This is a genomic window from Vibrio sp. 14N.309.X.WAT.E.F5, from assembly GCF_030397615.1.
GTDB lineage: Bacteria > Pseudomonadota > Gammaproteobacteria > Enterobacterales > Vibrionaceae > Vibrio > Vibrio lentus.
In genome coordinates this window covers 175,587-187,552 of the sequence record NZ_JAPNXR010000006.1, presented here as the reverse complement: position 1 = coordinate 187,552, position 11,966 = coordinate 175,587, and the positions used below count along the sequence as shown (strand labels likewise).

Here is an 11,966-nt window from a genome sequence, read left to right as displayed (position 1 = left end):
TTTCTACGCTTACTCTTTTCAACTCAATCAGTTATCGAATAACTTGATGTGCTAATGCTCAATTGCCCGCTTTGGGTACCTCTTATCTTTAACTTTATGATGACAACATCCGTTTTGATTTAAGTAATCTACCTTTTTTGAACACAGTCTGAGAATATTATGAAACATCGTTACCTAATTGGCCTTATGTGTTGCAGCGGAGTATCGCTAGCTCATGCTTCTGAAGCTCCAAACCTAGAAGTTGGCTTAGCCGTCGACCAAGATCTAAGTGTTGTTGTTGAGTTCGATCAGAAGTATCGCGCCACAGTCGGTAATGATGGTGCAGCATTCGATTATATTTTTAAGCGCGGTCAGTTTGAGACTGAAGCGCCTTTAAGCTGGTATGTCGGTGCTGGTGCTTGGGCTGAATGGAATGATGATTTTGGTTTGCGTGTGCCGTTAGGCGTGAAAGTGAATTTCTACGAAGGTTGGAATGCTTACGCACAAGTTCACCCTGAGCTCGATATGTATAAAGGTGTTGAGTTACAAATAGGTGGCGCGCTGGGTGTGACCTACAAGTTCTAACTTGAACTAAAAACCGTTTTTATAATGAAAAAGCCAGCATCCAGCTGGCTTTTTCATTTCGTTAGAATACTTCTAGTCTAAAGGCTTATTGAGGCAATATGGGGACTCACCTAGAAGGTAAAACTCAATCCAACATTGGCTTGAAATTGATTCATCCAGTCGGTATCAAAGCGGATAATGCAGTCTTGGCCATTGCTTGGCACGTTACAAACACCGGATGTGTCGTTGTCGACAACCGTGCCTAACCAACGCACTTGTGTATTCAGTGCTAAGCGATCGCTAAATTTGTATTCTAAGCCGCCGAAGATGGAGGTTGAGAACCCATATTTATCTTTCGCCCAATCTACATCAACGTAAGACGCACCAAGACCTAACCCTAGATATCCTGACAACGCAGAGGAAGCAGGGTAGTAGATACTGCTTTGAAAGTGCAGGTATTGAATTGAGGAGCTTAGATTGAGTGTTTCTAGTTCAGAGCTCTGATTAGAATAGAAAAAGCCGATACGACCTTTCTCAAGCGGAGTTTCAATGGCGAAGGTGAAGTTTTCTGAACCTTCCATATCATAAGTATTACCATCCTGGTCTTCGACGCTACCACCACCTGTATAACCAATCATCGGAGTGATAATAATTTCCGGTGCTGCATACAAGTTTGAAGCGGAAATGAGCGCAACAAGCGCAATCATATTTGCTTTGTTATTCATGAGTATATCCTTATCCATACACTTACTAATTGTGATGGTTACATCAATATTGTGCGACTAATTTCGACGATTCTTGAAGATACTTCACACACCTGATAATACTTAAATAGAGACTCGACAAATTAATAATAAGCCAGAGGTGTTTATGGACCATAATCTGAAAAATGCGCTACAAATAACAGTCGTAATCTACACCATCATTCTTTCATTTGGCTTTATTGCGATTGGTAGCTAATACCATCTATTGCGAGGCTGAGTTTTTATACTCAGGGAATAATGAATAGTGGGATTATAACCAATATTGATTCGGCAATAGACTTAGGTTACTACGCTAAGTTTATTGCTGGAAAAACAGCACTGGTTGCCCAAGGTGGCGGACAGCGAAGTATTTTTACGGCTGGTGTGCTGGACGCCTTTCTTCTTTCTAATTTTGACCCCTTCGACGAATTCTTTGGCACCTCAGCGGGTGCGCTTAATTTGTGTGCCTATCTGTGCCGTGATAAAGGGCTAGGTCGTTCTTTCGTTCTTGATTTAACGACGGCTCCAGAATTCTTCAACCTTTTCTCCTATATACGAAAGCGCCAGAACTTAGGTTTAGAGTGGGCCTTAGAACAAATCATGGCTTACCCATACAAGCTTGATCTTGATTTGGGACGACAAACCTTAGGTGACCGCCATTTCTCTGCAGCAGTAACCGATTCCAAAGACTTACGAGACCACTATTTTCCGTTGATGGGAGAAGACTGGTACAAGGTGATGATTGCGACCTGTGCTATTCCTCGTTTGTACAATGATGAAATCTTCATTGGTGACAGTGCTTATGTTGACGGTGGCGTATCTGCGTCTATTCCTGTGCAAGAAGCATGGCGTAGGCAAGCTCGCTCAATCGTCGTGATACGTACTGAGCCTGTATTGGAAGAGGGTGCTGAGCTATCCAATGAGATTCAACGTAAACACGCCTTAGTAAAAGCACCTAAGCCAATATCGGCAGAGGAGTTGGAGTGGTTCCGTGAGTCGTTTGATAGTGTGCAAGACCATTGGCAACAAAAAGTAGATCAATGGAAAACCGATTGGACGTCATTCTTTCAGCAGCAAATTCTCCGTTCAAAGGAGCAAAAGCGCGATAGAGGGCACCTTGATCTGCTCAATGGTGGGCGATGGCTATTTGGTGCTGATGATATTTATCGCTTAAGTCATTTGATTGGCGATAAGTTTGATTCTGGCTTAGCTGACATGTTGATGGTTCATTATCAGACCTACTCATTAACTCAGAACTTTTTGAATTCCCCACCGGACGATGCGTTTGTTGTTCAAATTGCACCTAGCAAACCGCTTAAGTCGAGCTCTTTGATGAGTGACAAGGAAGATTTGCTGTACGATTACGACTTGGGGTTAGAGGCGGGTTACCGGTTTGTAGAAACCTATACTTCAACGGAAAACGCTCGCAGCTCACATATGCCACAGTTGGTGACTTGCGCTGCTGATAAGTAATATTCGAAATTGATAAGTCATACTCGAATTTGAAAGTTAGTACGCAATGAGCTAACAATGTTCTGAAGTGAAAAAGGGTTACTGAACTTAGTTCAATAACCCTTTTTTGATCTTGGCAGGGTTGCTCATTAACGAACTGACCTAATCAAACACTAACTGATTAAGTGACAGGCAAGATTCTCATGCAGTTGGTTGAGCCCGCCACATCCATAATGTCGCCTTGAGTGACGATCACTAGGTCACCAAATTTAAGGTGCCCTTTCTCTTTCAAGCAAGTGAGCGTAGACAGTGCGATATCAAAGCTGTCTTCGGCCTCTGTCTCGAAGTAGATAGGGGTAACACCTCGATACAAAGTACAGCGGTTCAGCGTCCCTTCGTTACGAGACAGCGCATAGATCGGCATATCGGCACTTAGGCGCGACATCATCAGAGCAGTGCGGCCTGATTCGGTTAGAGTCACCACACCTTTAATACCTTCCATATGGTTTGCAGAGTAGATGGTCGCCATCGAAACGGTTTCTTCGGCCGTGACAAAGGTGCGGTCAATACGGTAATTAGACTGGTTGTTAATGCCCGCCATCTTTTCAGCGCCGATACACACTTCGGCCATTGATTTCACGGTTTCAACGGGGTAATCACCCGCAGCGGTTTCACCTGAAAGCATCACGGCATCGGTGCCGTCTAGTACGGCGTTGGCTACATCCATGACTTCTGCACGAGTTGGCATTGGAGCGGAGATCATCGATTCCATCATTTGAGTCGCGGTGATCACTGTTCGATTAAGCGCTCTAGCACGGCGTATAAGCTGTTTTTGCACTCCAACCAACTCTGGGTCGCCAATTTCCACTCCGAGGTCACCACGAGCCACCATGACGACATCTGAGGCCATTATGATGTCATCCATGTTCTCCACAGTGGCAACGGTCTCCGCTCGCTCGACTTTAGCGACAAGGTGAGCTTCTAATCCTGCTTCTCGCGCCAACTGACGAGCGTAGTGCATGTCTGCGCCGTTGCGTGGGAAAGACACGGCCAAATAGTCGACTTGGATTTGAGCTGCGGTGATGATGTCTCTTTTGTCTTTGTCGGTGAGCGCTTCTGCAGACAGTCCGCCGCCTTTCTTGTTGATGCCTTTGTTATTCGACAACGGGCCACCAATGGTGACTTCAGTATGAACGCGACAGCCTTCGACTTCGGTGATTTTTAATTGAACGCGACCATCATCAAGCAACAGCACATCGCCAGCTGACACATCGTTTGGTAACTCTTTGTAATCGAGGCCTACGGCTTGTTGATTGCCTTCACCTAAACCTAGGCTACTGTCGAGCGTGAATTTGTCGCCTACTGCGAGTTGGATTTTACCGTCTTTAAAAGTAGACACTCGAATCTTGGGACCTTGTAAGTCGCCGAGGATTGCGATTTGAGTGCCGAACTTTTTTGCTATTGCTCGGACTTTTTCAGCGCGGTGAATATGGTCATCGCTGCTGCCGTGAGAGAAGTTCATACGGACGATATTGGCGCCGGCTTTGATGATCTCTTCAAGGACGTTACCTTTATCTGTTGATGGTCCTAAAGTGGTGACGATTTTTGTTTTTCTTAATTCTGATGTCATGAATGCTCCGAAGGTGAGACCTAGAAAATCTTGTACAAGACAGAATTAAGTATATGCATTAATTGATAATTTATTGGGAGCTAGGAAGATATTTCTGTATTTGCTGTTATTTATTAAATTTAGGACTCAAATACGATGTTTTTTTATGAAAATTAAGTCTCAAATTATCGATGTGGGTGTTAATTTTTCTTAAACTATTTGACTAGATACACAAAGATTCATGTATATACGTGATACTGGTCACGGCGATATACCAAGTCACTTCACAATTACTTCGCAAAGTAAAAAAATTAACCCGTTGATGATTTCTGGAGCGTAAAATGTACATGGCTCAACCGGGCCATATTGATCATATCAAACAGGTCAATGCTGGTCGTGTATATAAACTAATTGACCTTAAAGGTCCTATTTCTCGTATCGAACTGTCCAAGCAAAGTGAGTTGGCTCCGGCGAGTATTACTAAAATTACCCGCGAACTTATTGAAGCCCACCTTATCCATGAGACGACGGTTCAAGAAGCCACGACTCGTGGACGTCCTGCTGTGGGTTTGCAAACCAATAATGAAGGTTGGCAGTTTCTGTCGATGCGTCTTGGTCGTGGGTATCTCACGATCGCGCTTCATGAGTTGGGTGGCGATGTACTTATCGATACTAAAATTGATATTCACGAACGTGACCAAGAGGATGTGCTTGCTCGTCTTCTTCATGAAATTGATGAGTTTTTCCAAACCTATGCGGAACAGCTCGATAGGGTAACCAGTATTGCCGTTACTCTACCGGGTCTCGTGAATTCTGAGCAAGGTATTGTGCTGCAGATGCCGCACTACAACGTTAAAAATTTAGCGTTGGGCCCCGAGATCTACAAAGAAACAGGTCTACCGGTCTTTATTGCCAATGATACTCGAGCTTGGGCATTAGCTGAGAAGCTGTTTGGTCACTCACAAGATAACGATAATTCAGTTCTTATCTCGATTCACCATGGTGTCGGTGCTGGGATTATCCTAGATGGCCGAGTTCTACAAGGTCGTCACGGTAACATCGGTGAATTGGGTCATATTCAGATCGAGAAAGAGGGCAAGCTTTGTCATTGTGGTAACCGAGGCTGTTTAGAAACGGTGGCGAGCTCGCAGGCGATCCGTGAGCAAGTCAAAGAACGATTAGCCAATGGTGAAGAATCCACACTTACTGTGTTTGAAGATGTCACGATTGAACAAATCTGTGCTGCTGCAGCGGCGGGTGATCCACTAGCGGTAGAAGTGATTGAACAATTAGGCCGTTACCTAGGCTCTGCGATTGCGATTGTGATTAACCTATTCAACCCTGAGAAAATCTTGGTGGGTGGTGTTATCAATCAGGCTAAAAGCGTGTTGTATCCTGCGATTCAAAAGTGTATCGAAGAGCAGAGTTTATCGGTTTACCATCAAGATTTAGAGCTGGTGGAATCTCGATTCTATAAACAAGCAACCATGCCGGGTGCTGCGCTTGTTAAACAAGCTTTATACGATGGTCAATTATTGATGAAAGTCATTGAAGGTTAATCCCTCTTTACTCTTCCTATAGCCTTACCTAACTCTTATCATCTCCTTAAACTATGTATAACGTTATTTGTTGTACTTAGTTTAAGCATTCTGTGCAATGGCGCTTTGCTTTAACCTATTGAAGTAGGCTATTGTAGCCTCAGTTATTATTTGTCACTAAGGTGTTGTATGTCTGGCGTTTTAAATTCGGTTGATCAGAGAACCAAACTAGTCGGTGAAAACCGTCTGGAACTCTTGTTATTCAGCTTAAATAGTCGTCAACTATTTGCGATTAACGTATTTAAAGTGAAAGAAGTCCTAAAAGTGCCAGTGTTAACTCGCCTGCCAGGTTCTCACCATCATATTACGGGTGTCGCTTCTTTACGTGGCGAATCGGTGCCTGTTATCGATTTGCGTAGCGCGATTGGTTTCCCACCATCTCGTGATGAGACTCAAGAAAATAACTTAATCATCACGGAATATAACCGAACCGTACAAGGCTTCTTGGTTGGACAAGTGCGTAATATCGTGAATACGACGTGGACTGAAATTCAGCCGCCGCCAAAGACGACTGGGCGCGCTAACTACCTTACGGCTATCACGCACATTCAAGAAGAAGAGCAACACAAGATCGTTGAGATCATTGATGTTGAAAAGGTACTCGCTGAAATCATCGATTACGATGTTTCGATTTCTGACGGTGTATTAGATGAGCAGCTTGCCAATGAAATGGTTGGGCGTAGTGTGCTTATCGTTGATGACTCTTCAACCGCGCGCAATCAGATCAAAGGCACCTTATCGCAACTGGGTTTGAACATTATTGAATGTTGCGATGGCCTACAAGCACTTAATCTGCTGAAGGGGTGGTGTGACGAAGGCAAAGACATCAATCAAGAAATACTGCTGATGATCACCGATGCCGAAATGCCTGAAATGGACGGTTATAAACTGACTCATGAAGTGCGTACTGACCCTAGAATGCATGACTTGTTTATCACGCTAAATACCTCATTAAGTGGAAGTTTTAATGAAGCCATGGTTGAGAAAGTAGGGTGTAACCGCTTTATTTCTAAATTCCAACCGGATCTCTTGGTTGAAGTGACTCAAGAGCGAATGCGCCAGATTTTATAATTAATGCAGCTGTACGGTTTGTTTTGAGTGACCTTATGGAAAACGTTTGCTAATATTGACGGAGCATATTTTTCTTAACAAAATATGCTCAACTACTAGCGTAACTTTTCACTCACAATCTAAGGTAGTTCCTCTTAATGATATGGTTGACTTCAAAAGTCGTAATGACTTTGAGCTTATTACTATATAGGGAATTTAAGAAAAGACGTACGGAAGCTGAAGTTGAGTCATAACTCAACGATTTGAATTGAAGGGAGGCTGATGCCTCCCTTTTCCTTTTCTGGCGTTTATGAAAGGGGTATTTGAATCGCTAATGAAAATCTCGAGATTTGGTGTTCAAGCCAACAATTTCATCAGTTATATCGATAAGTTTCCCCGCAATCACATGCACGACTTCGCCTTCCTTCTCTAAGACTCCTTGAACCTTTAAAGCCTTCGCTGTCAGATAAGCTTGCTGCTGTGCGCGTGCAGTGGCTCCCCATACCACAACGTTAATATTGCCTGTGTTATCTTCTAATGTGACAAAGGTGACACCGGCTGCGGTACCGGGTGATTGCTTGCCAGTGACCAATCCAACAACCGTGACCATAGATTTGTGTCTTTGCTGTATTAAATCTTTCATATGGGTGAATCGACCAAGTCGGTTCGCTTCTTCTAGCAAGGTGATAGGGTGCTTGTTTAACGATACGCCAACGCTGGTGAAATCCTCCAATAGATCCTGCATCTCATTTGGCTTATGTAAGGCGTGCTCTACCTTGTCATAAGCCTGACGAAATAGAGGTAGGTCAGAAGCGGAATCCATGAGTGCCCAACGAGTTTGGAAACGATCACCTGAAACATTGTGCAGCGCATTGGCTGATGCGAGTAATTCAATGTCCTTCTTGTTCATTGATAGCTGTTTTACTTGGCTAGGGTGGCGATAACCAGAATGCGGGCGATTGGCGAGCACGCTTTGAATACCATGCTCGCTTAGGCCTTTGATTTGTCGTAACCCTAAGCGAATAGCCAAACCATTTTGATGAGCGACGACAGTGTGGTTGTCTTGTGAGGCATTCACACAAACAGGAAGAACCATAACGTTGTGCCGCTGTGCATCTTGTACCAACTGTGATGGGCTATAAAACCCCATAGGTTGGCTATTGAGCAAGGAAGCATAGAAGCATTCTGGGTAGTAGCATTTCAACCAAGCTGAGCAATAGGCTAAAACGGCAAACGAGGCGGAATGGCTTTCTGGAAAACCGTATTCACCAAAGCCGCATATCTGTTTAAAGATCTGTTCGGCAAACTCTGTCTCATAACCGCGTTTTTGCATGCCTTCGATGAGCTTGTTTTTAAACTTAAAGACGTTGCCATTTTTCTTCCAAGCCGCCATTGCGCGTCTGAGCTGATCCGCTTCACCACCTGTGAATGCTGCGGCCACCATCGCGAGCTTAATCACTTGTTCTTGGAAGATAGGTACACCCAAGGTGCGTGACAGTACCGATTCAACATCCTTAGATGGATAACTGATTGGCTCAATGCCATCTCGACGCTTGAGAAACGGATGAACCATATCGCCCTGAATAGGCCCAGGACGAACGATAGCGATTTGAATCACCAAGTCGTAATAAGTCCTTGGTTTGAGCCTTGGCAGCATGCTCATTTGCGCGCGTGACTCAATTTGGAATATCCCGACGGTGTCTGCTCGCTGAATCATGCCGTAAACCTGAGGATCGTCCTTAAGGCGAGTGATCTCTGCGATAGTGAGTGATCGCCCGTGAATGCGTTTGATCAGATCGAAGCACTTACGAATCGCAGAAAGCATACCAAGCGCGAGCACATCGACTTTCAGCAAGCCTAAGGTTTCTAGATCATCCTTATCCCATTGAATAATGGTTCGGTCGTGCATAGCCGCATTCTCGACGGGAACCAGTTCATACAAAGGGCCAGAAGAGATCACGAAGCCGCCAACATGTTGAGATAAGTGACGTGGAAAGCCAATGATTTCATTAACCAAATGGATAAACTGCTGACCCTTTAAAGAGTCAGGTTGCAGTCCTAATTGAGTCAATTGTGCTTGCCAACCTAAGCTTTTGTCTCTGCGATTGGTGTTCTTAATAAAGTAATCAAGCTGGGTTTCCTGTAGCCCTAATGCTTTGCCAACATCTCTGACCGCGCTTTTAAAGCGATATGAAATGACAGTGGCGGCAAGTGCTGCGCGTTCTCTACCGTATTTTTTGTAGATGTATTGGATGACTTCTTCACGGCGCTCATGCTCAAAATCGACATCAATATCGGGCGGCTCATCGCGCTCTTTACTGATGAAGCGTTCAAATAGCACTGAGATCTGTCTTGGGTCGACAGAGGTGATCTCTAGGCAGTAACAGACCACGGAATTGGCCGCTGAACCTCGACCTTGGTAAAGAATCCCTTGGCTTTTGGCAAACATGACGATGTCGTGGATCGTGAGAAAAAAGAAAGGGTAGTCAAGTTCGTCAATTAGCCTCAATTCTTTCTCTATGATTTGTTGAATGTCGTTAGGCACGCCTTGCGGGAAGCGAGCTCGTTTTCCTTTCTCGACTAACATGCGTAGATAACTCATGGGTGTCTCACCTTGAGGAATCAGTTCGCTCGGGTATTCGTAGCGCAAGCTGTCTAAATCAAATTCGCACACCTCAGAGATTCGGTTGCTCTCTTCTAACCACTCAGCTTTGAATATATGAGAGATCTTATTGATGCTGCGTAAACAGCGCTCGGCATTGGCGAGTAAGTGACTGCCCACTTCAGTAATCGGACGTTGGTATTTGATCGCAGTGAGTGAATGCTGCAAGGGTAAGCGATTAGCGTTGTGCATTAGCACGCCACCACAGGCCGTAATAGGAAGATGGTGATGTTGTGACAGCTCAACACAGTAATCCGTGTACTGCTGGTCGGTTTGCTTTAGGTGTCGTTGTAAGCCGATCCAAAGCCGACCTGAATGATGCTGGGATAGCCATTGCCCCCAATGCGCGTCTTCATTTTTCTGTTGAGGAAGCCAAAGAATAAAGCAGTGTTTAGCCGACATGATATCCCACTCAGAGAGCTGATAATGTCCCTTGCTACTACGACGTCTCGCGTTGGTAATTATACGGCACAGCTCGGCGTAGGCTTGTCTATTCGGACATAACAAGACAACTTGGCACTCTTCATTTAACCAAAACATGCTCCCGACAATTTGCTTGAGCGACAGCCTATGTTGCTTGATCGCAGAGTGAACCTTAACGATGCCCGCCACCGAGCACTCGTCGGTAACAGCGAGTGCTTTGTAGCGTAAGAAGTCGGCCTGTAAAACAAGCTCTTCTGCGTGCGAAGCTCCCTCTAGAAAGGAGTAATTACTTTGGCAGAAGAGCTCTGAGTATTGCTGAGACATAACGTAATCTCACTTAACCATTGCGAGTGAACATGATTGAAAAGGGGCGTTTAAATGAAGCAAGTGGCAAGAACGACTTACTAAACTGACTAGCTGAACAAACCGTGCAAGAACCACTGTTTATCGGGTGTTCTGAATACCCATAGCCATCGACCGTTTTCACTGTGAGCAATAAAATAGTCACGAATGATTTTCTCGCCATCCCACCATCCAGAAACAATGCGCTCAGGACCTTGAGATAAAGTGATGCTCTCGGTTAAGGCTTCGGGCTCGGGCAGTAGAATACTCGGTCTGAGTCGTTGTTGGCTGATGTTGGGAGTTGTCGCAGTTTGTTGTGTGACCTCTTGGGAAATTTGTCCCTTTTTTACCGTATTTCCCAGTGTCGGCAGTGAATATTGGTTAGCTTTTTCTGGCCTAGGATCGTGCAGTATTTTGGGAGTCTGAATACAAGCGTGCCCAAGCTTTGCTTGAAGCAGCGAGAGCAGATCTAGCGCAGCAAGCGTTCCGGTATTGCCATCGAAAAGATCATGGTAGGCGACTTGCGGTTCTCCATGACGAATCAAAGAGAGAGTCAGCCCCTGTACGGGTGCCGTTATCTTCAGTGACTCTAAGGTTAGATGCGTTAGGTTCGCCCATTTGACTGCAAGGTAATCGCCCTGTGCTGAATAAAAAGAGACATGATGGTTGTCTTTATCCCTTAGGTGCAAAGTCAGCGTTAACTCGAAAGCCACTCGGTCACGTAACCTCAAAAAACACTCGAGCTGATTCAACAATTTCAGCAAAGGCTTTTCGATGAACAGGATGTTTTCAATATCAAACAGCAGCTCCAAATATTGTTGGAAACTCTCTGGTGGGTGATAGAAATCAATCGGGTGCTTGAACTGCCCATTAAGACGACCAACATAGTTCACCAAGTCGATATCAAAGCGGCGCGCGACATCTTGCAAAGGCAGTTTTAATAAGTCTTCAACGACATTGATACCAACACGATTCAGGCGTTCAACTTGTTTAGCAGGCAGTTCACTTGAACTCAGTGCTTGTTGATTAACCCAAGCTTTCATTTGTTCAACATTGTTCGTCGCTTGGTTGATGGATTGTTTGCCTAAAAGGATTGCAGAAAGCGGCGAATAACCTGTGGCAAAGCTGAACTGGATATTGAGTGTTTCTAAATGGTTTTTGAGTTCATGCCAGTAGTTATCTAACCCATCGTAAAGCGACAACATGTTAGAGGCTTTAATCAATAATCCATTGGGCGGCAGTAACGCCATGTCGGAAGTGACCAAATAAGCCCATTGAGCAATCTCTTTCAGCTTACTTTTTTCTAGCTCAATGCTGTAAGGGTGGACGTGTAAGTTATGGCAAAGTGCGGCCGCAGACCCTAGCCCCATGCCGAGAGTGATACCCGATTGCAACGCGGATTGGTTAGCTTGCAGCACACGATGATCTTTCTCATCGACGATGATAAGAGGCTGATTGTGTGATTCTTCGTTCGAACCCAATTCATTAGAGTTAAACAAGGTGTCCAATTGTAGGGATGAGAAATGCAGATACAGCCACAGCAT

9 protein-coding genes are annotated in these 11,966 nt (G+C 44.7%); 5 read left to right on the top strand and 4 right to left on the bottom strand.

Annotated features, from left to right (window positions below):
- Window positions 1-159: 159 nt before the first annotated feature.
- Entirely contained in the window at window positions 160-564 is a 405-nt protein-coding gene (locus OW495_RS09550) for a hypothetical protein (RefSeq protein ID WP_017107275.1), read from the top strand.
- Between the two features lie 110 nt (window positions 565-674).
- On the opposite strand, the gene OW495_RS09545 is transcribed toward OW495_RS09550, so the two are convergent.
- A complete protein-coding gene (locus OW495_RS09545; protein ID WP_026012218.1) occupies window positions 675-1,268 on the bottom strand; it encodes a hypothetical protein in 594 nt (197 codons plus the stop codon).
- A 145-nt stretch (window positions 1,269-1,413) separates the two neighbouring features.
- Between OW495_RS09545 and OW495_RS09540 the strand changes: the two genes are divergently transcribed.
- The gene (locus OW495_RS09540; RefSeq protein ID WP_099165371.1) at window positions 1,414-1,503 is read left to right on the top strand and encodes a YnhF family membrane protein; all 90 of its coding nucleotides are present in this window, start codon (window positions 1,414-1,416) and stop codon (window positions 1,501-1,503) included.
- Window positions 1,504-1,544: 41 nt separating this feature from the next.
- Window positions 1,545-2,759 carry a DUF6363 domain-containing protein gene (locus tag OW495_RS09535; RefSeq protein WP_102514160.1) on the top strand — a complete coding sequence of 405 codons (1,215 nt, stop codon included), beginning with the start codon at window positions 1,545-1,547 and terminating at the stop codon, window positions 2,757-2,759.
- A 160-nt stretch (window positions 2,760-2,919) separates the two neighbouring features.
- Here the strand turns inward: OW495_RS09535 and pyk are convergent, their stop codons facing one another.
- Window positions 2,920-4,368, bottom strand: coding sequence for a pyruvate kinase (gene pyk, locus OW495_RS09530; RefSeq protein WP_102514161.1), 1,449 nt, complete (start codon window positions 4,366-4,368; stop codon window positions 2,920-2,922).
- Window positions 4,369-4,688: 320 nt separating this feature from the next.
- Here pyk and OW495_RS09525 point away from each other — a divergent pair, with 320 nt between their 5' ends.
- The gene (locus tag OW495_RS09525; protein WP_017107272.1) at window positions 4,689-5,906 is read left to right on the top strand and encodes an ROK family protein; all 1,218 of its coding nucleotides are present in this window, start codon (window positions 4,689-4,691) and stop codon (window positions 5,904-5,906) included.
- Window positions 5,907-6,074: 168 nt separating this feature from the next.
- A complete protein-coding gene (locus OW495_RS09520) occupies window positions 6,075-7,016 on the top strand; it encodes a chemotaxis protein CheV (RefSeq protein WP_017107271.1) in 942 nt (313 codons plus the stop codon).
- Between the two features lie 310 nt (window positions 7,017-7,326).
- On the opposite strand, the gene OW495_RS09515 is transcribed toward OW495_RS09520, so the two are convergent.
- The gene (locus OW495_RS09515) at window positions 7,327-10,404 is read right to left on the bottom strand and encodes an error-prone DNA polymerase (protein WP_102514162.1); all 3,078 of its coding nucleotides are present in this window, start codon (window positions 10,402-10,404) and stop codon (window positions 7,327-7,329) included.
- Between the two features lie 89 nt (window positions 10,405-10,493).
- Entirely contained in the window at window positions 10,494-11,966 is a 1,473-nt protein-coding gene (locus OW495_RS09510) for a DNA polymerase Y family protein (RefSeq protein ID WP_102514163.1), read from the bottom strand.

Bases quoted from the DNA above. Each gene is read 5' to 3' on its own strand.
- OW495_RS09520 (WP_017107271.1), top strand. From the start codon at position 6,075: ATGTCTGGCGTTTTAAATTCGGTTGATCAGAGAACCAAACTAGTCGGT.
- OW495_RS09515 (WP_102514162.1), bottom strand. From the start codon at position 10,404: ATGTCTCAGCAATACTCAGAGCTCTTCTGCCAAAGTAATTACTCCTTT.
- OW495_RS09540 (WP_099165371.1), top strand. From the start codon at position 1,414: ATGGACCATAATCTGAAAAATGCGCTACAAATAACAGTCGTAATCTAC.
- pyk (WP_102514161.1), bottom strand. From the start codon at position 4,368: ATGACATCAGAATTAAGAAAAACAAAAATCGTCACCACTTTAGGACCA.
- OW495_RS09525 (WP_017107272.1), top strand. From the start codon at position 4,689: ATGTACATGGCTCAACCGGGCCATATTGATCATATCAAACAGGTCAAT.
- OW495_RS09510 (WP_102514163.1), bottom strand. From the start codon at position 11,966: ATGCTGTGGCTGTATCTGCATTTCTCATCCCTACAATTGGACACCTTG.
- OW495_RS09550 (WP_017107275.1), top strand. From the start codon at position 160: ATGAAACATCGTTACCTAATTGGCCTTATGTGTTGCAGCGGAGTATCG.
- OW495_RS09545 (WP_026012218.1), bottom strand. From the start codon at position 1,268: ATGAATAACAAAGCAAATATGATTGCGCTTGTTGCGCTCATTTCCGCT.
- OW495_RS09535 (WP_102514160.1), top strand. From the start codon at position 1,545: ATGAATAGTGGGATTATAACCAATATTGATTCGGCAATAGACTTAGGT.